At 71.7% G+C, this 21,175-nt stretch carries 22 protein-coding genes; 13 read left to right on the top strand and 9 right to left on the bottom strand.

What is annotated here, in order from left to right; all coding sequences use genetic code 11:
• Positions 1-241 precede the first annotated feature (241 nt).
• On the bottom strand, positions 242-1,111 hold the full coding sequence (locus ABZW11_RS37340) for a PaaX family transcriptional regulator C-terminal domain-containing protein (protein ID WP_355428103.1): 870 nt from the start codon (positions 1,109-1,111) through the stop codon (positions 242-244).
• A gap of 108 nt (positions 1,112-1,219) precedes the next feature.
• Here ABZW11_RS37340 and ABZW11_RS37335 point away from each other — a divergent pair, with 108 nt between their 5' ends.
• The 7 genes from ABZW11_RS37335 to ABZW11_RS37305 all read left to right on the top strand — a co-directional run bounded on the left by ABZW11_RS37335 (position 1,220) and on the right by ABZW11_RS37305 (position 6,684).
• The gene (locus ABZW11_RS37335) at positions 1,220-1,576 is read left to right on the top strand and encodes a hypothetical protein (RefSeq protein WP_355428100.1); all 357 of its coding nucleotides are present in this window, start codon (positions 1,220-1,222) and stop codon (positions 1,574-1,576) included.
• Positions 1,479-2,093 (top strand): amidohydrolase family protein, encoded by a 615-nt coding sequence (locus ABZW11_RS37330; protein WP_355428097.1) that lies wholly within the window; start codon positions 1,479-1,481, stop codon positions 2,091-2,093. The genes ABZW11_RS37335 and ABZW11_RS37330 overlap by 98 nt, the downstream gene beginning before the upstream one ends.
• A gap of 367 nt (positions 2,094-2,460) precedes the next feature.
• A complete protein-coding gene (locus ABZW11_RS37325; RefSeq protein ID WP_355428094.1) occupies positions 2,461-2,967 on the top strand; it encodes a flavin reductase family protein in 507 nt (168 codons plus the stop codon).
• Positions 2,968-3,120: 153 nt separating this feature from the next.
• Entirely contained in the window at positions 3,121-3,390 is a 270-nt protein-coding gene (locus ABZW11_RS37320; RefSeq protein ID WP_355428091.1) for a HEAT repeat domain-containing protein, read from the top strand.
• Between the two features lie 243 nt (positions 3,391-3,633).
• Complete coding sequence (locus tag ABZW11_RS37315) at positions 3,634-4,278, top strand: ThuA domain-containing protein (protein WP_355428088.1); 645 nt, start codon at positions 3,634-3,636, stop codon at positions 4,276-4,278.
• The gene (locus ABZW11_RS37310; RefSeq protein ID WP_355428085.1) at positions 4,263-5,351 is read left to right on the top strand and encodes a Gfo/Idh/MocA family oxidoreductase; all 1,089 of its coding nucleotides are present in this window, start codon (positions 4,263-4,265) and stop codon (positions 5,349-5,351) included. The genes ABZW11_RS37315 and ABZW11_RS37310 overlap by 16 nt, the downstream gene beginning before the upstream one ends.
• 133 nt (positions 5,352-5,484) lie before the next feature.
• Positions 5,485-6,684: a cytochrome P450 gene (locus ABZW11_RS37305; RefSeq protein ID WP_355428082.1), complete on the top strand. Its 1,200-nt coding sequence runs from the start codon at positions 5,485-5,487 to the stop codon at positions 6,682-6,684.
• A gap of 3 nt (positions 6,685-6,687) precedes the next feature.
• Here ABZW11_RS37305 and ABZW11_RS37300 read toward each other — a convergent pair whose 3' ends face one another.
• The 3 genes from ABZW11_RS37300 to ABZW11_RS37290 are packed head-to-tail and all read right to left on the bottom strand — an operon-like array spanning position 6,688 to position 9,745.
• Positions 6,688-7,506, bottom strand: coding sequence for a carbohydrate ABC transporter permease (locus ABZW11_RS37300; protein WP_355428079.1), 819 nt, complete (start codon positions 7,504-7,506; stop codon positions 6,688-6,690).
• Positions 7,506-8,444: a sugar ABC transporter permease gene (locus tag ABZW11_RS37295; RefSeq protein ID WP_355428076.1), complete on the bottom strand. Its 939-nt coding sequence runs from the start codon at positions 8,442-8,444 to the stop codon at positions 7,506-7,508. Before ABZW11_RS37295 ends, ABZW11_RS37300 begins: the two co-directional genes overlap by 1 nt.
• 2 nt (positions 8,445-8,446) lie before the next feature.
• On the bottom strand, positions 8,447-9,745 hold the full coding sequence (locus tag ABZW11_RS37290) for an ABC transporter substrate-binding protein (protein WP_355428073.1): 1,299 nt from the start codon (positions 9,743-9,745) through the stop codon (positions 8,447-8,449).
• Between the two features lie 118 nt (positions 9,746-9,863).
• On the opposite strand from ABZW11_RS37290, the gene ABZW11_RS37285 reads away from it, so the two are divergent.
• Complete coding sequence (locus tag ABZW11_RS37285; protein WP_355428070.1) at positions 9,864-10,844, top strand: carbohydrate kinase family protein; 981 nt, start codon at positions 9,864-9,866, stop codon at positions 10,842-10,844.
• Complete coding sequence (locus ABZW11_RS37280) at positions 10,841-12,109, top strand: alpha-glucosidase/alpha-galactosidase (RefSeq protein ID WP_355428067.1); 1,269 nt, start codon at positions 10,841-10,843, stop codon at positions 12,107-12,109. The genes ABZW11_RS37285 and ABZW11_RS37280 overlap by 4 nt, the downstream gene beginning before the upstream one ends.
• Before the next feature lie 93 nt (positions 12,110-12,202).
• Here the strand turns inward: ABZW11_RS37280 and ABZW11_RS37275 are convergent, their stop codons facing one another.
• Both ABZW11_RS37275 and ABZW11_RS37270 read right to left on the bottom strand, forming a co-directional pair.
• Positions 12,203-12,982 carry a DeoR/GlpR family DNA-binding transcription regulator gene (locus tag ABZW11_RS37275; RefSeq protein WP_355428064.1) on the bottom strand — a complete coding sequence of 260 codons (780 nt, stop codon included), beginning with the start codon at positions 12,980-12,982 and terminating at the stop codon, positions 12,203-12,205.
• A gap of 8 nt (positions 12,983-12,990) precedes the next feature.
• Entirely contained in the window at positions 12,991-14,289 is a 1,299-nt protein-coding gene (locus ABZW11_RS37270; RefSeq protein ID WP_355428061.1) for an alpha-glucosidase/alpha-galactosidase, read from the bottom strand.
• Between the two features lie 205 nt (positions 14,290-14,494).
• Between ABZW11_RS37270 and ABZW11_RS37265 the strand changes: the two genes are divergently transcribed.
• The gene (locus ABZW11_RS37265; protein ID WP_355428058.1) at positions 14,495-15,694 is read left to right on the top strand and encodes a BadF/BadG/BcrA/BcrD ATPase family protein; all 1,200 of its coding nucleotides are present in this window, start codon (positions 14,495-14,497) and stop codon (positions 15,692-15,694) included.
• A 233-nt stretch (positions 15,695-15,927) separates the two neighbouring features.
• Here the strand turns inward: ABZW11_RS37265 and ABZW11_RS37260 are convergent, their stop codons facing one another.
• Positions 15,928-17,148, bottom strand: coding sequence for an MFS transporter (locus ABZW11_RS37260; RefSeq protein ID WP_355428055.1), 1,221 nt, complete (start codon positions 17,146-17,148; stop codon positions 15,928-15,930).
• A 100-nt stretch (positions 17,149-17,248) separates the two neighbouring features.
• Entirely contained in the window at positions 17,249-17,818 is a 570-nt protein-coding gene (locus ABZW11_RS37255; protein ID WP_355428052.1) for a TetR/AcrR family transcriptional regulator, read from the bottom strand.
• 83 nt (positions 17,819-17,901) lie between these two features.
• On the opposite strand from ABZW11_RS37255, the gene ABZW11_RS37250 reads away from it, so the two are divergent.
• The 3 genes from ABZW11_RS37250 to ABZW11_RS37240 are packed head-to-tail and all read left to right on the top strand — an operon-like array spanning position 17,902 to position 20,213.
• Positions 17,902-18,720 (top strand): NAD(P)H-binding protein, encoded by an 819-nt coding sequence (locus ABZW11_RS37250; protein ID WP_355428049.1) that lies wholly within the window; start codon positions 17,902-17,904, stop codon positions 18,718-18,720.
• Between the two features lie 34 nt (positions 18,721-18,754).
• Positions 18,755-19,621 (top strand): haloalkane dehalogenase, encoded by an 867-nt coding sequence (locus tag ABZW11_RS37245; RefSeq protein WP_355428046.1) that lies wholly within the window; start codon positions 18,755-18,757, stop codon positions 19,619-19,621.
• Between the two features lie 31 nt (positions 19,622-19,652).
• A complete protein-coding gene (locus tag ABZW11_RS37240; RefSeq protein ID WP_355428043.1) occupies positions 19,653-20,213 on the top strand; it encodes a TetR family transcriptional regulator in 561 nt (186 codons plus the stop codon).
• Here ABZW11_RS37240 and ABZW11_RS37235 read toward each other — a convergent pair.
• Positions 20,195-20,953 (bottom strand): GNAT family N-acetyltransferase, encoded by a 759-nt coding sequence (locus ABZW11_RS37235; RefSeq protein ID WP_355428040.1) that lies wholly within the window; start codon positions 20,951-20,953, stop codon positions 20,195-20,197. The two genes, ABZW11_RS37240 and ABZW11_RS37235, sit on opposite strands and share 19 nt — an antisense overlap.
• Between the last annotated feature and the right edge of the window lie 222 nt (positions 20,954-21,175).

The following is a 21,175-nucleotide window of genomic DNA, read 5'->3' as shown; positions in this document are numbered from 1 at the left end:
CCGGCGGCCCTCCGCCGCCATGACTCAGCTTCGTCCTGGGACGGCCGGGGCGGCAAGTACCCACAAAAAAGTGGGTATCAGGCGCACGCCCTGACCTCCGCCACGTCGTGCAGCTTCCAGCTCGCCGCTCACCGTGCAGCCGTTCACATCGACGGCGCGTCGCCGTGGCGGGGAAGGGGTAACGTTCACCGGTAGCAAGAACTGATACATGGCGGTGGTCGGGCGTCGCGCGGGCGTAGTGCTAGGTGCGGGTGGCGGCCTCGTCGTCCATCGACTCCCATGCCGCCTGCGCCCGCCGGTGCCAGCGGTTGCGCAGGTCGTGGAAGACCGCCGCGGCGCGCGGTCCCGGCCAGTCGGGACGCAGCAGCTCGGCCGGCAGGTCGGGGTCGAGGAACGGGAAGCGCCGCCACTCCTGGATGAGCTGCACCTGCGCGGCGAACACCGCCTGCTCGGAGTCGGCCGTCCCGAGGGTGGTGAAGCGGTCGATGAAGGCCAGGTAGCGCTGCTCCACGTCGTCGAGGTCCCAGGCCGCGGCGATCAGCGCCGCGCGGTCGCCGATGCCGGTCGCGGGTCCGGTCCAGGCGAAGGCCCGGTCGCCGAGCCCGAGCTCGGTGATCACCTCGCGCACGGCGGTCTCCTTCGAGGCGTCCGGCACCACCCACAGGCCGGGGGAGGGGGAGCCGAGGCCGAGCCAGGTGAGCCGGGTGCGCAGCCGGTGGCGCAGCCGCCGCTGGGCCTCCGGCACCCCGGCGGTCAGCACCAGCCAGCGGCCGTCCCAGTCGTGCGGCCCGCGCATGAAGCCGTAGATGCGCTCGGCGCCCTCGCGCAGCAGCCGGTCGCCCGCCGGCGTCAGGCTCCAGCGCACCCTGCGCCCGTGGCGGGCGGGGGAGAGCAGCCCCTGCGCGGCGGTCCGCGACAGTGCCTGACGGGCCGACTTCTCCTCCACGCCGAGCGCCCCGAGCGCAGCCACCAGCGTGCCCGTCCACACCTCGCCGCCACGCGGCAGCACGAACTCGCCGAGGATCGTCAGCAGCAACGCGGGCGCCCCCGCCGCCTCGCGCGCCCGGCCCGCCGGCGTCGCGATCTCCAGGGCCTTCGCAAGCTCGACCACGTGTGCTCCTCAGTCGGAACAATCTGCTACAAAAATCTGACGATACCCGCTTCTGGCGTCGAATGTCAGGGCTGATCTTCCGCCGCCGCCGAGCGTAATGTACGGGACATGCTCGACGGCCGCCCGCTCATCGACGCCCACGTGCACGTGCCCGTGCTCGGCACGCTCAAGCCCGCCTGGCTGAGCTGGGCCGGGCGGTTCGGCGCCGACGGCGTGCTGGACGACGTCTGGGACACCGAAGGCCGGCCCCGCCCGGGCAGGCTCGACGCGTTGTTCGCCGCCGAGGGCGTGGACGTGGCGCTGCTGATGTGCGAGTACAGCCCCAAGGCGACCGGCATGCAGGAGTTCGAGGACCTGCTGCCGATCGTTGAGCACAACCCGCGCAGGTTCCGCCCGATCGCCAACGTCAACCCGCACCTGCACCATCCGATCGCCGCCGAGGTGCGCGCCGCCAGCTCGCGCTAGGGGCCGCCGCGCTCAAGCTGCACCCGGTGCACGGCGGGTTCCGCTGCGACGCGCCGCACTCTACCCCGCCTACCACGTGCTGGAGGAGAGCGGTGTGCCGCTGGTCGTGCACTGCGGCACCAGCACGTTCCCCGGCTCGGCCAACGAGAAAGCCGACCCGGCCTTCCTCATCCCGGTCCTGCGCGACTTCTCCGGGCTGCACGTGGTGCTCGCGCACGGCGGGCGCGGCTGGTGGTACGACGCCGCCGCGTTCCTCGCGCTCGCGCACGACACGGTCTGGCTGGAGCTGTCCGGCCTGCCGCCCAAGCGGCTGCCCGAGTACTACGCCCGCTACGACCTGGCCCGCCTGGCCGGCAGGTGGATGTTCGGCACCGACTGGCCCGGCGTCCCCGGCGCCGCCAACGCCAGGAACGTCGCCGCCCTGCTTCCCGCCGAGGCGCCCGATCTCGTCGCCGCGGTGCTCGGGGGGAACGCGCGGCGCGTCTACGCGGGCCTCCCCGACATATTTCCTGTATAACAAGTAGGAAATATTGACTTATCCGGACGTGCGGCTTAGCGTCGAAGTCATGAGCCAGGGCTTCCTCCTGACCGCGCGCCCCCACGTGGACTTTTGCCACGTCGCCAGCGCGCAGTGTCGCTGATCACGGACCACCGCCCGCGGCGTACCGCCGCGTTCTCCCTCGTCTCCCTCGTCCCTGTCGTGCTCCGGCGTGGCCGGCGCCGTCCACGCTCCCGCTGACGAACCCGTACACCGCGCTCCCGCACCACACCGCCAGGGTGCCGCGCGCGCACGTCTTCCCTGTGAGGAACGATCCCGTGATCCCATCCCCGACCGGCCCAGCACCGACCACCACGACCCGCGACCAGGAAGGAAGGGTCCGGGCATGACCGACACGATGCCCGGACGCGTCGTCGGCGCCGAATCGTTCCGCCGGGCGCTCGCCGTGCACGCCAGCGGCGTCGTGGTGATCACCGCCCAGAACGATGGAGTCCCGGTCGGCATGACCGCCACCTCGTTCTCCTCGGTCAGCCTCGAACCGCCGCTCGTCTCCTTCTACGTCGACCAGTCCTCCACCACCTGGCCCTGGCTGCGCACCGCCGACCACTTCGCCGTCAACATCCTGTCCGGCGACCAGGCCGACCTGGCCGCCAGGTTCGCCCGGAAGGGCATCGACAGGTTCGCGCCGCCCACCCGCTGGCGGCCGGGACCGCTCGGCGCGCCGCTCCTCCAGGACGTCTGCGCGCACCTGGTGTGCCTGCCGTACGAGACCGCCGACGTGGGCGACCACGTGCTCGTCGTCGGACTGGTCGCCGACGTGCGCACGCACGGCGACGGCCGGCCGCTCCTCTACCACCAGGGCCGATTCGGCCAGTTCCACCCCGAAGACTGAGCGCGTCTGGAGCTGGATGCGACCGTTCACACCGGGACGAGGACGAGGGCGGGGACGGGGACGGCGACCCCCGCCTGTGCCGGTCCCGTCGACTACACCGCCCACGGCAGAGCAGCCGCGTTGGAGGCGTCCGCCGCCACCGGAGCCCCCTTGGTGCCCGACGCTCTGCCCGCCTTGTCGGACCCGGCCTGGCAGGTACGCGCCGGCGCCGCCCGCTGCCTGGCCGCCGCCGACCCGGCCCTCGCCACCGAACCCCTGATCGCGGCCCTGTCGGACCCGAACCTGGACGTCCGCAAGGCCGCCGTCCTGACCCTCACGACCTGGTCCACCGACGAGGCGGTGGCCACCGCCCTGGAAGGAGCTCTGCAGGACCCGGACGCCGACGTCCGCGCCTACGCCCGCCACGCCCTCACCTCCGGCTAGTCCGCGGCCTGGAACGCTCGTGCTCGCCCCGCCCCCTGGCGGACGGCCTAGGCGCGAGGCTCGCCAAAATGGGGGGTGGGGGTTTTGGGGGAAGTCAGACAGAATTGGCGAAGTGTGCCGCTATTTGAGGATTGGGCGGTGCACGGCCGATTTATGGTTCATCGAGTGATTGGCGATTGCATGGCGGGCGAGCACACGCGCAAGGTTCTCGTGGTACGAGGCGGTTGGGAGGGCCACGCTCCGGTGGCGGCCACCGACCTCTTCGTGCCCTTCCTGGAGAAGAACGGCTTCGAGGTGCAGCTGGCGGACAGCCCTGCACCGTACGCCGACAGCGCACTCATGGCCGAGATCGACCTCGTCGTGCAGTGCTACACGATGGGCACGATCGAGGCGGACCAGCTCAAGGGCCTGCGGGCGGCCATCGAGGCGGGCACGGGGATGGCGGGCTGGCACGGCGGCATCGCCGACTCCTTCCGCAACTCCTCCGACTACCTGCACCTCATCGGCGGCCAGTTCGCCTGCCACCCGGGCAAGCACCCCGACGACCCCGACGCGGGCACCGAGCGGCACAACTTCGTCCCGTACACGGTGAACATGCTGCCCGAGGCGGCCGCGCACCCGATCACGCAGGGCATCGAGGACTTCGACCTGGTCACCGAGCAGTACTGGGTGCTGACCGACGACTACATCGACGTGCTGGCCACCACGACGCAGAAGGTGCGGCCGTGGGATCCGTGGCACCGCGAGGTGACCTCGCCGGCCATCTGGACCCGCCGCTGGGGCAAGGGGAAGATCTTCGTGGCGACTCCCGGGCACAGCCTGGACGTGCTGGAGCAGGACAGCGTGCGGACGATCGTCGAGAGGGGCATGCTGTGGGCCAGCCGCTGACCGTCGGCATCGTGGGCTGCGGCGCCATCTCGGCCCAATACCTGACGACCATCGCCCGCCTGCCCCAGATCCGGCTGGTGGCGGTGGCCGACCTCGACCCCGAGCGGGCGCGGGCGGCGGCGGAGCCGTACGAGGGCGTCGAGGTGCTGGACGTGGCCGAGCTGCTCGCGGACCCGCGCATCCAGGTGGTGATCAACCTCACCGTCCCGGCCGCGCACGCGGAGATCGCGCTGCGGGCCATCGCCGCGGGCAAGGACGTCTACTGCGAGAAGCCGCTGGCCGCGACGGGCGAGGACGCCAAGCGCGTGCTGGAGGCCGCCGGCCAGGCCGGGGTGCGGGTGGGCTGCGCGCCCGACACCGTGCTCGGCACCGGCATCCAGACGGCAAGGGTCGCCATCGACGAGGGGCTCATCGGCCGTCCCATCGCGGCCACGGCGACGATGATGACGCCCGGGCACGAGCGCTGGCACCCCAACCCCGACTTCTACTACGTGCCGGGCGGCGGGCCGCTCCTGGACATGGGCCCGTACTACCTCAGCAGCCTGATCACCATGCTCGGCCCGGTGGCCACGGTCATCGGCGCGGCCAGCAGGACGCGGGCCAAGCGCACGATCGGCTCGGGGCCGCGCCAGGGAGAGGCGATCCCGGTCACCGTGGACACCCACGTCACCGGCGTGCTCGTGCACGAGTCGGGTGTGCTGTCCACGCTGGTGATGAGCTTCGACGCGGTGGCGACCCGCGCGCCCAACATCGAGGTGCACGGGGAGCGGGGCTCGCTCGTCGTCCCCGACCCCAACCGCTTCGACGGCCCGGTGCTGCTGACCAGGCTCGGCGACCAGGCCGCGAGGGAGCTGCCGGTCTCGGCCGGGTACGCCGAGGCGGGACGCGGCGTGGGCCTCATCGACTTCCTGTCCGAGCGGGAGCCCAGGGCGGGCGGCGCGATGGCGTTCCACGTCCTGGACGTCATGGAGTCGCTGCTCGCCTCGGCGCACTCCGGCCGTTCTGTGGACGTCGGGAGCACCTGCGAGCGGCCCGCCGCCGTGGCGTTCGGCGACCCCGCCACGCGCGAGTAGCAAACCTTTGAGCGATCCCGGCCGGGGCTGTCACGGCCGGGATCGCGGGCCGCCGCGGGCGAACCGGCCGGGCCCCGCCGCCGCGCCCGCCGCCTCCCGGACGTTTAATAAGGTCAGGGAGGAGACCTATCTGATGACTGAAACCGCGGCGGAGATGCCCGTCTACATGCGCCGCTCGACCTTCACCCCGGATCCCGACCTCGCGCGGATCCGCGAGGAGGAGGGCGTGCGCAAGGTCAGCACCTCGTTCGGCATCGACGTCTGGATGGTGACCAGGTTCGCCGACGTCAGGGAGGTGCTGGGCGACCCCGCACGGTTCAGCAACGCCCGCCAGCCCGGCCACCGGCCGCCGGGCGCGCCGGAGTTCAGCGACGACGAGGTGCGGCGCATGCGGGCGGGCAACCTGCTGATGTTCGACCCGCCCGAGCACACGCGGCTGCGCCGCATGCTCACCCCCGAGTTCACCATGCGCCGCATGCGCCGCCTGGAGCCGCGCGTCAAGGACATCGTCACCGCCCACCTCGACGCCATGGAGGCGGCGGGGCCGCCGGCCGACCTGGTGTCGGCGTTCGCGCTGCCGATCCCGTCGCTGGTGATCTGCGAGCTGCTCGGCGTCCCGTACGAGGACCGGGGCGACTTCCAGCGCCGCAGCGGCACCACGCTCGACCTGTCGCTGCCGGTGGACCAGCGGGTCGCTGCCCAGCTGGAGTCGCGCGCCTACATGACCGAGCTGGTCGGCCGGGCACTCAAGGACCCGGGCGACGACCTGCTCGGCATGCTCGTCCGCGAGCACGGCGACGACCTGTCCGCCGACGAGCTGATCGGCATCGGCGGCCTGCTCCTGCTGGCCGGCCACGAGACCACGTCCAACATGATCGGCCTCGGCACGCTGGCGCTGCTGCGCCACCCCGACCAGCTCGACCTGCTGCGCAAGGAGCCCGAGCGGTGGGGCGCGGCGGTCGAGGAGCTGCTGCGCTGGCTCAGCATCGTGCACTCGGGCACGTTCAAGGTGACCACCACGGATGTGGAGGTGGCGGGCGTGCGCATCCCGGAGGGCGAGCTGGTGGTCTGCGTGCTGCCGGCCGCCAACCGCGACCCCGCGCTCGTGCCCGGCCCCGACCGGCTCGACATCTCACGCGGCGAGATGGGCCACGTCGCCTTCGGTCACGGTGTGCACCACTGCCTCGGCGCGCCGCTGGCCAGGATGGAGATGGGCATGGCCTTCCCGGCGCTGTTCGAGCGGTTCCCCGGGCTGCGCGAGGAGGGCCCGCCCGCGGAGTTCCGCTCGTTCAACATCGTGTACGGCCTCACCTCGCTGCCCGTCGCCTGGTAGCGCTCAGCCCTTCAGGCCGGTGAACGTCATGGTGGCGACGAACTGCCGCTGCGCCGCGACGAACCCGACGATCAGCGGCAGCGTCGCCACCACGTTCCCGGCCATGAGCAGCGACCACTGGGTGTGCCTGGTGCCCTGGAAGTTGGCCAGGCCGAGCTGGATCGTGTAGTTGCTCTCGTCACTGATGGCGATGAGCGGCCAGATGAGGTCGTTCCACGAGCCGAGCAGGGTGAAGACGGTCAGCGTGGCCAGCGCGGGCTTGGCCAGCGGCAGCACCACCCGCCAGAACACGCCGAACGTCGTGCACCCGTCGATGCGGGCGGCGTCCTCCAGCTCGGCGGGCAGCGACAGGAAGAACTGCCGCATCAGGAAGATCCCGAACGCCGACGCCAGCCACGGCACGAACGCCGCCGCCAGCGTGTCGATCAGGCCGAGCCGGCTGAACATCACGTACGTCGGGATCATCAGCAGCTGCGTCGGGATCATGATGGTCGCCAGGATCATCAGGAACCCCGCCTGCTTGCCGAAGAACTTCAGCCGGGCGAAGCCGTACCCGGCCATCGAGCACAGGATCAGGTGCGACACCACCGCGACGGCGGCCACGATCACCGTGTTGAGCAGCCACAGCAGCGCCGACGACTGGCTGAACAGGCCGGCGAACCCGTCGAGGGTCAGCCGGCTCGGGATGAAGCGGGGCGGGAAGCGGTTGATGTCACTGTCCGGCATGAACGCGGTCAGCACCATCTGCACCAGCGGCAGCGCGAACAGCAGCGCCAGCGGCATCAGCAGCAGGTGCCACGGGCTGAACGGCAGGCGTCGCATCAGAAGGCCTCGATCTTGCTGCGCCGGGAGTAGAGGATCATCCCGACGGTGATGAGCATGGTGGCGGCGAACAGCCCGTACGCCACGGCCGAGCCGTAGCCGAACTTCGTGAGCTTGAACGCCTGGGTGTAGACGTAGTAGACGATCGTCTGGGTGGCGCCGAGCGGGCCGCCCCTGGTGGTGGTGAAGACCAGGTCGAACAACTGCAGCGCGGTGATCGTCTGCCAGATGGAGGTGAAGACGGTCACCGGGCCGAGCTGCGGCATCGTGACGTGCCGGAAGACCTGCCAGCGGTTGGCGCCGTCCATGCGGGCCGCCTCGACCACGTCCTTCGGGATGTCCTGCAGCGCGGCCAGATAGACCACCACGGTGAAGCCGACCTGCCCCCACAGCGCGATCAGGCAGATCACCGCGAGCGCCTGCGACTGGCTCTCCAGGAACTGCTGCTGCGGCAGGCCGAGCGTGCGCAGGACGCTGTTGGCGGCGCCGTACTGCGGGTTGAAGACGAAGTTCGCCAGGATGCCGGTGGCCGCCGCCGACGCCACGAACGGGATGAAGATGCACGTACGGTAGAAGCCGACCAGCTTGATCGGCCGGTTCAGGGCGACGGCGACGAGCATGCCGAGGAAGATCGACGCCGGCACGAACAGCACCGTGAACATCAGCGTGTGCCGCACCGCCGCGAGCAGGTCCGGGTCCTGGGCCATGAGCTGGTAGTTCAGCCAGCCGATCGGCTTGGCGGGGGAGATGCCGTTCCACTTCTGCTGGGAGATGAGGAACGCCCACACCGCCGGGAAGATCGACAGGCCGACCACGAGCACGGTGGCGGGGCCGGCGAAGCCCCATCCGGTCAGGGTGCGGTGCAGCCACCGCGCCCTGCCGGACGGCGGTGCCGAGACGTGGGCGGCCGGCCGGCGCCCGGCGAACAACCCCGACATCGTCAGCCCCCGGCCAGCGCGATGGCCGACTTCTGCGCCGCCTCGTCAAGGGCCTGCCTGGGCGGCGCCGCGCCCTGCATGGCCTTGGCGATGGCCTCGCCGACGTGCCGCGACATCTCCACGTAGCCGCTGACCGTGGGCCTGGCCTGCTTGGCGTTGGCCAGGTTGGCGACCATCTTCTCGGCGCCCGGGTACTCCTTGACGTACTTCTCGTACTCGGGCAGTTTCGTCTCCGAGTTGCGCAGCGGCAGGTTGCCCTGGGTGAGGTTCCACTGGGCGTCGCCCTCGGCCGAGGTGAGCCACTTGATCAGCTCGAACGACCAGTAGGCGCGGTTGGCGTCGCCGTTGTCGAACAGCGTCCACAGGTCGGGGCCCGAGACGGTCTGGTGGTCGCCGTTCGTGCCGGGCAGGAAGGCCACGCCGTAGTCGGTCTTCTTCTGCTTGAGGTCGTACAGCGACCAGGGCCCGTTGATGATCATGCCGATGCGGCCGTCCGCGAACAGCGGCGCGTAGCGCTCGTCGGTCTGGTCGAGGTAGACGCTCTTGTCGTCCACCGCCATCGCCCGCAGGAACTCCAGCGCGTCCACCCCGGCCTGCGAGTTGAACGCGGCCTTCTTCTGGTCCTGCGACAGGATGCTGCCGCCGCGCTGCCACAGCAGCGGCCAGAAGTGCCAGGTCGTGTCCTCGGAGGCGCTCACCGAGTACGCGGTCCCGTAGATCTTCTCCGCCGGGTCGGTGAGCTTCTTGGCCGCCGCGCGGAAGTCGTCCCAGGTCCACTCGTCGGTCGGGTACGCCACGCCCTTGGCGTCGAAGAGTTTCTTGTTGTAGATCAGCGAGAGGTTGTCCACGATCGCGGGGAAGCCGATGACCTGCCCGTTCGGCGTCGCGGTCGAGCGGGCCGCCTCGGGGAACTCCGCCCACTTGACCGCCGGGTCCTTCACCTTCTCGGTCAGGTCGAGCGTCTTGCCCGACTCCTGCAGCTGCGAGGCCCAGCTTCCGAAAGCGTAGGAGATGTCGGGGTAGACGCCGCTGGCGAAGCCGGCGGAGAGCTTCTGCAGCAGGTCGTCGGTGGTCGAGGCGCCGGAGGAGACCTCGATCGTCACGTTGGGGTGCTGCTGGGTGAACTTCGCCGCCAGCCCTTCGAGGATTTTCTCGGCGTCCGCCGTCTGGCCCGTCCACCAGGTGAGCTTCACCTTCGCCTGCGGGTCCACCGTCTTCGCGCCCTCCTGCGCCGACCCCCCGCAGCCCGCGGCCGCCAGGACGATCGCCGCGACCAGGGCCGCCGCGGTTCTTCTTCGCACTGTGGATGCTCCTCCCGGAATGATTGGAGCCAATCATGGTTACTTTCGAAGTCTTGTCAATACCTTCGAAAAATCGCAAGACTTGACAAGCTTTCACAACACCTGCAACGGTGCCGTGGTGTCCAGAACGACCTTCGACCTGCTTGTCGTCGGCGACGCCAACCCGGACGTGATCGTCTCCGGTGCGCCTCGCCATCCCGAGTTCGGCCAGCGGGAACAGCTCGTCCCCGCGGCCGGCCTGGTGCTCGGCGGCTCCGGTGCGATCACCGCGTACGGCGCCGCCCGGCTCGGCCTGCGCACCGCGTTCGTCGGCCGGGTGGGGGACGACCCCGCCGGGGCCTTCGTCCTGGACGCCCTGCGCTCCGGCGGCGTCGACGTCTCCGCCTGCGTCGTCGACCCCGACGTGCCCACCGCCATGACCGTGGTGCTCGTGGACGGCGACGACCGGGCCATCCTCACCGCCTCCGGCTGCCTCGACCGGCTCGGCGCGGACGACGTGCCGCGCGGGCTGCTGGAGCGGACCGCGCACGTCCACGTGTCGTCGTACTTCCTCCAGCCGCGGCTCGCCGCCGGGCTCGCCGGGCTGTTCCGGCTGGCCAGGGCGGCCGGGGCGTCCACCTCGCTCGACACCAACGACGACCCGGCGGGACGGTGGGCGGGCCTCGCCGAGGTCCTGCCCGTCACCGACGTCCTGCTCCCGAACGAAGCCGAAGCCCTCGCCATCGCCACCGCCGTGGCCACCGCCGTCGCCGGCCCGCCACCGGCCGCCGGCCAGCGCGGTGATCGCGGCGAGCCCGATCCGCTGCTCCGGGCCGTACGGGAGCTGGCCGCCCTCGGCACGCTGCCCGTCGTCAAGCGCGGCGCGCTCGGCGCGCTCGCCTTCGCCGACGGAGAGCCCGCCGAGGTGCCCGCCACCCCCGCGACCGTCGTGGACGCCGTCGGCGCGGGAGACAGCTTCAACGCCGGCCTGCTCGCCGCGCTCCTGCGCGGCCTGCCGCTCAAGCAGGCCATGACCGTGGCCGTGACCTGCGGCACCCTCTCCACCCGCGCCGCCGGGGGCACCGCGGCCCAGCCCACCTGGGAGGAAGCAACCTCATGAAGAAGATCGTGTTCGTCGGGGCGGGAAGCGTCGTCTTCACCCAGGGGCTGCTCGCCGACCTGGTCGCCTTCCCCGAACTGCGCGGCATGCGCATCGCGCTGCACGACATCGACCCCGAGCGCCTGGAGGTCGCCGAGGCCGTCGCCCGCCGCATCACCGGCGACGCCGCCGCCGTCACCGCCCACCTCGACCGCCGCGCGGCGCTCGACGGCGCCGACTTCGTCATCAACATGGTGCAGGTCGGCGGCTACGACGCCACGGTGACCGACTTCGAGATCCCCGCCAGGTACGGGCTGCGCCAGACCATCGCCGACACCATCGGCGCCGGCGGCGTCTTCCGCGCCCTGCGCACCTTCCCCCTGCTCGACGCCCTCGCCGCCGACATCCGTGCCGTCTGCCCCGACGCGCTGCTGCTCAACTACACCAACCCGATGGCCATGAACGTCTGGTACCTGTCGGGCAAGGTCAAGAACGTCGTCGGCCTCTGCCACTCCGTCTACTGGACCATGCGGGGGCTGGCCGACCTGGTGTCGGTGCCGTACGAGAAGATCTCGTACGTCGCGGCCGGCGTCAACCACCAGGCGTGGGTGCTGCGCTTCGAGCGCGACGGCGAGAACCTCTACCCCCGGCTCGACGCCGACGACCCCGAGCTGCGGCGGCGGGTCAGGATCGACATGTACCGGCGGCTCGGCTACTACCCGACCGAGACCAGCGAGCACTCCGCCGAGTACGTCCCGTGGCTCATGCACCACGACGGCGAGCTCGACCGGCTGCGCATCCCCGTCGGCGAGTACCTGCGGGTCAGTGAAGAGAACGTGGCCGACTACAAGCGCACCCGCGACCTCGTACGCGGCGGCGGCGAGCTCGACATCGCCGGCACCGACGAGTACGCGCCGCAGATCATCCACAGCATCGTCACCGGCACGCCGCGCGTCGTCTACGGCAACGTCGTCAACGACGGCCTCATCTCGAACCTGCCGCACGGCTGCGTCGTCGAGGTGCCCTGCGCGGTGGACGCCACCGGCGTCCGCCCCACCGCCGTCGGTGCGCTGCCCCCGCAGTGCGCGGCCCTGAACAGGTCTTACGTGAGCGTCAACGAGCTGACGGTACGGGCGGCGCAGGAGGGCGATCCCCGCCTGGTCAGGCACGCCCTGATGGTGGACCCGAACACGGCCGCCTCACTCACCCTCGACGAGATCTGGTCGATGGCCGACGACCTCACCCGCGCCCACGGCGACCTCCTGCCAGAGGCACTCCGCGCCTGACCGCCGTTCCCTCCGCCCCGGGCAGTGATCCGCCCGGGGCGCCTGCCCTGTTCGCCGGCGCGTGGCCCTCGCCGCCGAAACTCAGGATCTGGCTCAGCGGGCGACTTCGACCTCCAGCCCCTTGTCGCGCAGCGCCGCCACGCACTCGGGATCGGCCGATTCCCCGGTGATCAGCAGATCGATCTCCCCGATCGCGCAGATGGGGGCCATCTCCACCACACCCAGCTTCGACGCGTCCGCCACCAGGATCTTCCTGGCCGCCGCCCGCAACATCCGCTGCTTCATCTCGGCGTCGGGCAGGCTCACGTTCGTCACCCCGGCCACCGGATCGACCCCGCCGCAGCCCAGGATCGCCGTGTGCGCCCTGATCCCCTCAAGCAGCTTGCCGCCCAGCGGATCGACCAGCGAATGCTGCTGGCGGCGCAGGCTCCCGCCGGTCACCACGACCGAGATCCGGGGCAACGCGGGCTCCAGCTCCAGCGCCGTACGCAACCCGTTGGTGAACACCGTCACCTCGGTCAGCTCCGAGCGCGCCACCAGCTCGCGGGCCACGTAGGACGTGGTCGTGCCGGCCCCCATCAGCACCGACTCGCCGGACGTCACCAGCCGCGCCGCCACCTTCGCGATCAGCGACTTCTCCACCGCCGCCGTGCCCAGCGACAGCTCGAACGACGGCTCCACATGCGGGGCGGGACCGGCCGCCATCGCCCCGCCGCGCACCCGGCGTACCCTGCCCTGCTCCTCCAGAGCGTCGAGGTCGGCGCGCACGGTCACGCTCGACACCCCGAACGCCTCGGCCAGCTCCGCCACCCGCGCGAACTCCTGCTCGGTGAGCAGCGCCAGCATGCGCTCGCGGCGCACCTCCGTTGGCATCGACTCCATCACGCACGGACCGCCGGCGGCAGCAGGTCGCCGTGCGCCTCGATGAGCTCGTCGCACAGCGCCTTGATCGCGGGCAGCGGCAACGTGGCGGCGGTGTTGGGGTCGAGCATCGCCGCATGATAGACGTGCGAACGATCACCGTCGAGCGCCGCCCGTACGGTCAGCTCCACGACGTTCAGGAACGTCCTGTTGAGCGCCGCGAGCTGCACCGGCAGATCGCCGACGGCCCGTGGCCGTGCCCCCGCCGCACCGACCACCGCCGGCACCTCCACGCAACACCCCTCAGGCAGGTTGCCGATCAGGCCCCGGTTGGCCACGTTGACGTAGATCTCCTTCTCCTCGCCGGTCAGCATCGCCAGGATCATCGCCGCCGCCGGCTCCTGGTGCTGCCACCGGATCAGCAGCGGGTGGCCCGCCGACAGGGCGCGCCGTGTCTCTTCGTACAGGTGCAGGCTCTTGCCGACGCGCCGCAGGTATTCCTCGACCGGCACGCCCAGCCGGGCGGTCTCGTCAGGGTGGCGCATGATCCAGGGGACGTACTCGGCGGCGTGCTCGCTCGACTGCGTCGGGAAGTAGCCGAACGTACGGTAGAGCTCGGCGCGTACGTGCCGCCGCAGCTGCGGGTCGGCCTCCAGCACCGCGTCCAGCTCGGGATAGAGCGACCGCCCGCCCGCCTCGAACCGCAGCACGAACGACTGGTGATTGAGCCCGGCGCTGAGAAAGCTCACCTCATCCTCATCGCGCCCCACAAGATCGGCCAGGTACGCGTGCGTGTCGCACACCGCGTGACACAACCCGGCGAACCGCTCGTACCCGGTGGCCTCGTGCACCGCCCACCCGGTCATCGCCATCGGGTCGCTGCAGCTCAGCAGCCACGCGTCCGGGCACTCGTCGGCCATCTGCCGCGCCAGCTCGACCAGCACGGGGATGGTCCGCAGCCCCCGGAAGATCCCTCCGATGCCGATGGTGTCGCCGATGGTCTGCCGCAGTCCGTACCGGTGCGGGATCTCGAAGTCCCGCAACGTCGCCTCGAACCCGCCGATGTCGAGATGACTCACCACGAAATCGGCGCCCCTGAGCGCCTGCCGCCGATCGAACACACTGCGGATCTTCGCCTCGGACCCCGCCTCCGCGTCGATCGCCCGCACCAGCCGCTCGGTCGTCACCAGCTTTCCGGGATCGTCATCATGGAGCACGATCTCCAGCTCGCCCCGCAGCCCGGCCCCCAGCACCAGCGCGGACACCACGCGGCGCGTCAACTCCACGTCACCGACCCCGATGAACACGACCCGCGCCATTTCCGCAGTATCCCACGCCCCGCCAGGCGAGAAGGCGGGTCGGAGCCAGCGGGGAGAGGGACGGCGGGGACAGGGGCGGCGGGGTGGGGTCGTTCATTGGGTGGGGTTGGCGAGATCGGACGGTCGGCTGGGGCTGGGGTGGTGGGGGCGGGTCGAGTACAGTGCGCGCCAACCCCCCAGCCCTCAGCGCGACAAGAGAGCGACCATGGACCTCTTCCTCGGTATCGACGCCGGCGGCACCTCGACGCGTGCCCTGCTCACCACGTCCACCGGCGAACGAGCCGGCTACGGCCTGGCCGGCGGGGGGAACCCCGTCGCACACGGCGTGGAGGCCGCACTCGCCGAGATCACCACCGCCGTCAAGCAAGCGCTCGGGGCGACCGACCCCGGCCGGGTGGTGAACGGGGTGATCGGCCTCGCCGGCCTCGGCGCATTGGAGGACCCCGCCGTACACGCCGCCTTCACCCGCGCCTGGGCCGACTGCGGCCTGCACTTTCCGGTACGCGGCGTCGAGGACCCCCTGCTCGCTTTCGTAGCCGGCACCCCTGAGCCCTCGGGCCACGTCCTCTTGTCGGGGACAGGAGCCGTAGCCCTGCGCGTAGCGGACAGACGGGTCACGGAGGTCGCCGACGGCCAGGGGTGGCTGCTGGGCGACGAGGGCTCCGGTTTCTGGCTCGGCCGCGCCGCCGCCCGCCACACCATCCACCACCTCACCACCCCACCAACCAGCTCCACACCCGACATGTCGGGCAACCACTCGGCCCGGCCGGGAGCCAACAGGATGGGCGACTCCCCGGCGGGACAACCTGACGCCGTCCCTACACCCGTGGACCAGGCGGCCCAACCTGCGGTGGGAAGCGCGGGCGACTCCGGGGGTCGCTCGGGTTCGGTGGGGAGTGCGGGGGACGACCCGGCCTGCTCCGGCTCAGCGGTGAATGTGGGTGGCCGCGTTCGCGGCTCGGGCGTTGTCGGGGCGGAGGGTGAGTTGGCGCGGTCGGTTGTTGAGGCGGTGGCTGGGCCTGGGGCGGCGTTGAGCTCGCGTACCGCTGATCTCATCATCATTCGGGCGCAGGCTGCGCCCGTGGCGACGCTCGCGCCGCTGGCACCGCTCGTCGGGCAGGCCGCCGAGGCGGGTGACCCGGCGGCTGCTGCGATCATCGAGTCGGCCGCCGATCGGCTGCTGGCCACGCTGGCCAGGGTCCGGGTGCCTGGGGAGACGTCGCCGATCGTGCTGGCCGGTGGCGTCCTGATGGCGCAGGGTCCGTTACGGGAGCGCGTCCGGGGGTTGTGTGCGGAGCGGTGGGCCGCCTCGGTCGTCATCCCCGGTGACACGGCCGCCGCAGCGGCCTGGCTTGCCGCGGGGGCTCACGGCGCTCACGCCAACTGGCTCGCCAGCGGCTCCTGAGCCGCCGCGCACACACCGGCCCCGCCACCTCGGACCCTCGGCATCCGGCCTCCGACGAAGTGGGGCGGTGGTGGGGCTTGTTCAGTTCAGGAGCTCTGACGACAGGACATGAGGGGTTTGCAGCGGGAGGGTGACTGATCAGGTCGGGTTCCGTCGGCGGGACTCGGTCGGACGGTGCTCGGCGAACGCCATGACGTTTCCCGTCACGGTGGGCGCCGAGCCGGCGCTTTCGGTCAGAGCCGGGGCTGCTCCGCGTCCCGTGTGCCGCGTAGGGCACGCCACGTCGGCAGTGGCGACACCAGGATGATCACGGCGGCGGTCCAGAGCGCCGCTCGTACTCCTGCGGCCTCCGCCAGTACGCCGCCCAGCAGGGCGCCCGCGGGGAAGATGCCGGTCACGAAGCAGCGCATGGTGGCGTTCACCCGGCCGAGCAGCCGGTCGGGGCAGAGTCGCTGGCGCAGGGTGACGCTCGTGATGGCGTACACGATCTGTCCCAGTTCGCCGGCGGCGGTGCCGAGCACGAGCAGGGCGACGCCCCAGCCGGGGGTGGCGAGCGGTGTGAGCAGCCCGGCGGGCCCGGTCACCGCCAGGCAGAGCCAGACGATCCGCGCCGAACCGTACCGACGGGCCAGGCGCGGGGTGATGGCGGCGCCCAGCATGACGGTGACCGAGCCGAGCGCGAGCACCGCGCCGATCGCGGCGGGCGGAAGGCCGAGAGTACGGACCATGAAGACGAACCCGGCCGCCGAGGCGACGCCGAAGGAGAGGTTGCCGGCCGCGCTCGTCACGAGCAGCGCGCGCAGCACGCGGGTTCGCGCCACGAACGCCAGCCCCTCCCGGATCTGCCCCGCCATCCCGCTGCCGGCGGCCGCGGGCGGGGCGGCGGGCTCGCGGACGGCGATCGCCAGCAGCGACACCGCCGACACGACGAACGCGGCGGCCTGCACCAGCACCACGTTCGCGGCGCCGACGAGCGTGGTCGCCCAGCCGCCGAGGCCGGGCCCGGCGAGCTGGCCGCCGGCCCGGATGGTCTCCATGGCGGCGTTGCCCTTGAGCAGGTCGGGACCGGCGACGGACGGCAGGTAGCTCTGGTAGCCGACGTCGAAGAACACCCGGGCGACGCCGGTGAGCAGCGACACGAGCACGAGTTGCGCGATGGACAGCGTGCCGAGGAGCGCCGCGACCGGGATCGTGACCAGCAGGGCGGCCCTGACCAGGTCGGCGGCGACGAGGACCGGGCGGCGGCGTACGCGGTCGAGCCAGGCCCCTGCGGGCAGCCCGATCAGGGCGAACGCGACCGTCCCCGACGCCGTGACGAGACCCAGCTGCAGCGGGGAGGCGTGCAGGGTGACGACGGCGAGCAGCGGGATCGCGACGGCGCTGACCTGGGCGCCGAGCTGGCTGGTGGTCTGCCCGAGCAGCAGCAGACGGAAGTCGCGCGAGGCGGTGGACATGCGGGCCTCCGGAGAGCCGATGGATACGGCCCCCACCACCCGCGGGCCCCGGAAAGGCGTCGCTAGGGGAGGGGGACGTTACCGCCCCCCGGCCCGCGGGTCAAACGGCAAGCGAGTCGATCCAGCGCTCCAGGCGGCGTCCCTCCACCGTCATCAGCTCGGGATCGCGGAAGGTGTTGGTGAGCAGGGCGACGCCCTGGTACGAGGCGAACAGCCCGACGGCCAGCTCCCGCGCGTCCGTCCGCCCCATGGCCGCGAACTGCGTCTCGACCCAGTCGAGCAGCCGCCGCATCACCCCGGCGATCGCCTTGTCCAGGCCGTCGTCGCGCTTGTCCAGCTCGGAGGCGAGGGTGCCGGTGGGGCAGCCGTAGCGGGCGGTGACGTCGGGCCGGCTCATCCAGCCGCGCAGCAGCGCCTTGAGGCGTTCCTGCGGGGTGGGGAGTTGTTCGAGGCCGGCGATCAGGGTGTCGAGCTCGCGGCCGTGCTCGTCGATGGCGGCCTGGATGAGCTGGTCCTTCGTCTTGAAGTAGTAGTAGACGTTGCCCACGGGGACGTCGGCGGCCCGCGCGATGTCGGCCAGGGTCGTCTTCTCGACCCCGCGCTCGTGCAGCACCTGTACGGCGGCGCCCGCCAGCCGCTCCCGCTTTCCCGGCCGCTTTGAGTCAGTCACCTGACTAACTATAGACAGCTCAGCTCCTCGCCCGCTATGGTCTCCGTTATAAGTCAGTCAACTAACTAAGAACTGAGGTCGTCATGTACGTCATCACGGGTGCCACCGGGAACGTCGGCGCCGAGGTCGTCCGCCTGCTCGCCGCCGCGGGCGAGCAGGTCACCGCCGTCTCGCGCAACCCCGCGCCGCAACCGGCGGGCGTCCGGCACGTCGCGGCCGACCTCGGCGATCCGGCGAGCCTCGAGGCCGCCTTCGCCGGGGCGAGCACGTTGTTCCTGCTGGTCGCCGGGCAGGAACCGGAGGCCGTCCTGAAGACGGCTCAGAGTGCCGGGATCCGGCGCGTCGTCCTGCTCTCCTCGCAGGGCGCGGCAACCAGGCCCGGCCTGTACGCGCACCCGGCCGCCTTCGAGGCCGCCGTCCGCGCATCCGGCCTGGAGTGGACGCTCCTGCGCCCCGGCGGCTTCTTCACCAACACGCTGGCCTGGGCCGGATCAGTGCGCGCCGGTCGGACGGCCGCCGCCCCGTTCGCCGGCACCGCGCTGCCGTTCATCGACCCGGCCGACATCGCCGAGGTCGCGGCCACGGTGCTGCGGCAGGACGGGCACGCCGGCCGGACGTACGTGCTCACCGGACCCGAGCCGATCACCCCGCGCGAGCGGGCCGCGGCACTCGGACGGGCGCTCGGCACCGAGGTGCGCTTCATCGAGCAGAGCAGGGACGAGGCCCACGCCGAGATGGCGCGGTTCATGCCGCTGGAGGCCGCCGAGGCCACCCTGTCCGTCCTCGGCACGCCGACGGCCGCCGAGCAGCAGGTCAGCCCCGACGTGGCCACCCTCCTGGGCCGCGCACCACGCACGTTCGCCGACTGGGCGGCCCGCCACGCCGCCGCCTTCCGCCCCTGACCACCACCGACGTCGCCACAGAAAGGGCCGCATCATGCCCGTGACCCGCATCCTCGACTCCACCATCCACCACCGGGAGACCGGCGCGGGGCAGCCGATCGTGTTCCTGCACGGCAATCCGACCTCCTCCCACCTCTGGCGCGACGTCATGCCCGCCGTCGCAGAGGGCCGCCGCCTGGCGCCCGACCTCATCGGCATGGGCGAGTCCGGCAAGCCGGACATCGACTACACGTTCGCCGACCACGCCGCCTACCTGGACGCCTGGTTCGACGCGCTGGACCTGGACGACGTGCTGCTCGTCGGCCACGACTGGGGCGGCGCGCTGGCCTTCGACTGGGCCGCCCGCCACCAGGACAGGGTCAGGGGCATCGTCGTCACCGAGGCCGTCATCAAGCCGATGACCTGGGAGGAGTTTCCCGAAGGAGGCCGCGACCTGTTCAGGGCGATCAAGACGCCGGGCACCGGCGAGAAGATGATCCTCGACGACCCCGACCACCTGCGCCGCTCCCTGCCCGCCACCGTCGCCACCCCGCTGGGGGAGGACGACCTGGCGGCCTACCAGGCGCCGTACCCGACGCGGGAGAGCCGCCGCCCGCTGCTGCGCTGGGCGCGGTCGCTGCCGCTCGGCGGCGAGCCCGCCGACGTGGTGGCCAGGATCGAGGCGTTCGGGAGGTGGGCGGCGGCGAGTACGGATGTCCCCAAGCTGGTGCTCGCCTTCCGTCCCGGCCCGGGAGCGATGTGGACGCGGGAGACGCTCGCCTGGTGTGCGGCGAACCTCGCCGCCGTCGAGATCGTCGAACGCCCGGAGACAGCCGGCCACCACACCCCGGAGGACCGGCCGCAGGCCATCGCGGGGGCCGTCGCGGAGGCCGTCACGGCATGGCGGCACGTGCTCGCCTAAGTCGTACAAGTGTTGGCCTACGCTCGTTGTCATGGCGTTCACAGAGAGGTCGGCGGCGACCAGGAACGCGATCCTCGCCGCCGCCAGGAAACTGCTCATCGAACGGGGCTACGAGGCCATGACGATCAGGGCGGTCGCCTCGACGGTCGGCGTCGACCCCTCGATGGTCATGCGCTACTACGGCAGCAAGGCCGGGCTGTTCAGCGCGGCCGTGGACGTCGACCTGCGGCTCGGCGCCGTGGGGGAGCCGCGGGCCGACCGGCTGGGCGAGCTGCTCGTCCGGCACTTCCTGGCCCGCTGGGAGGGCGATCTGTCCGACGACGTGCTGGTCCTGCTGCTGCGCTCGGCCAGCACCAACCCCATGGCGGCCGAGCGCATGCGCGAGGTCTTCCAGCAGCAGATCGCCGGCTTCGTCACCCAGGTGACCAAGGCGCCCGACGCGGCCTACCGGGCCGGGCTGGTCAGCACCCAGCTGCTCGGCCTCGCCCTGACCCGTTACGTCCTGTGCCTGCCGCCGATGGCCGAGGCCGAGGTGGAGGACCTGGTCCGCGACATCGGCCCCGTGGTGCAGGGTTATCTCGCCGGATCTTGAGCGGAGACGTGCAGCATCTCGCCCACCTTGCGGTAGCCGACCCGCAGGTAGACGCTGGCCGCCCGGTCGTCGGCCGGGGTGAGGAACGGCGTCGTGATGCCGGCCTTCGCGCCCGCCCTGGTCAGCAGCGCCGTGACCGCGCCGCCGATGCCGCGCCGCCGGTGTGAGGCGGCCACGGCGATGCCCGCGACCTCCGCCACCCCCAGGTGCGGGCCGCCGAGCTGGCCGGCGCCGACCACCTCGCCGGTGGCGGCGTCGATGGCGGTGGCCATCAGGCCGCCCCCGTCGAGGACCCTGCGCAGCCTGGCGACGTCGTGCTCGGTCGCCTCGGGAGCCTCGAAGGCGGCGTTCATCACCCGGGCGGCGCCCCACAGGCCGGGATCGTCGTCGACCAGCGTCACCTCGACGCCGGGCACGGCCTCGTCCGCGACCGCGTCGGGCGGGCAGATCAGCAGCGGGTAGCGGCCTTCCGCCACGAACCCGGCCGCCTCCAACGCCTGCTCGACGCCGGGAGCGGCCTGCGGCACGTACTCCAGCCGGGGTGTGCGCGCCCGCTCGCGAAAGGCCGCCATCAGCGCCGCGACCTCCTCGGCCGCGGGAGTGACGCCGTCGTCCGGGATCGCGTAGTTGAACGGCAGGGCGTCGTCGTGCTCGTCGAACCGGATCGTGAACGGTCCGGCCCGGTGGGCCTGGTCGCCCGCAGCCGCTCTGAGGTAGGCGTGCACGTGAGTGCTCAGCACGTAGGGTCCTTGTCTTTCGGGGGAGTCGAGCCGGTCTAGCGTAGCCGTGAAAGTTTCAAAGCGAGAAGCCGCAGATGGCCGTGGCCGCGTGCGTACGGCGGTTGACGACGGCGGCGCGCACGTGCCATGAAGGCCCGGACAGGACGTGCGCCCCGGCGGGCCATGTGGGAGCGCGACCTTATTTCAAGGTCCGGAATGTTAGCGCTACCAGAAACGGAGGAC

Source organism: Nonomuraea sp. NPDC004580 (assembly GCF_040609855.1).
GTDB classification, from domain to species: Bacteria; Actinomycetota; Actinomycetes; order Streptosporangiales; family Streptosporangiaceae; genus Nonomuraea; species Nonomuraea salmonea.
The sequence above is the reverse complement of the archived record's forward strand: the minus strand, read 5'-3'. Positions and strand labels throughout refer to the sequence as shown.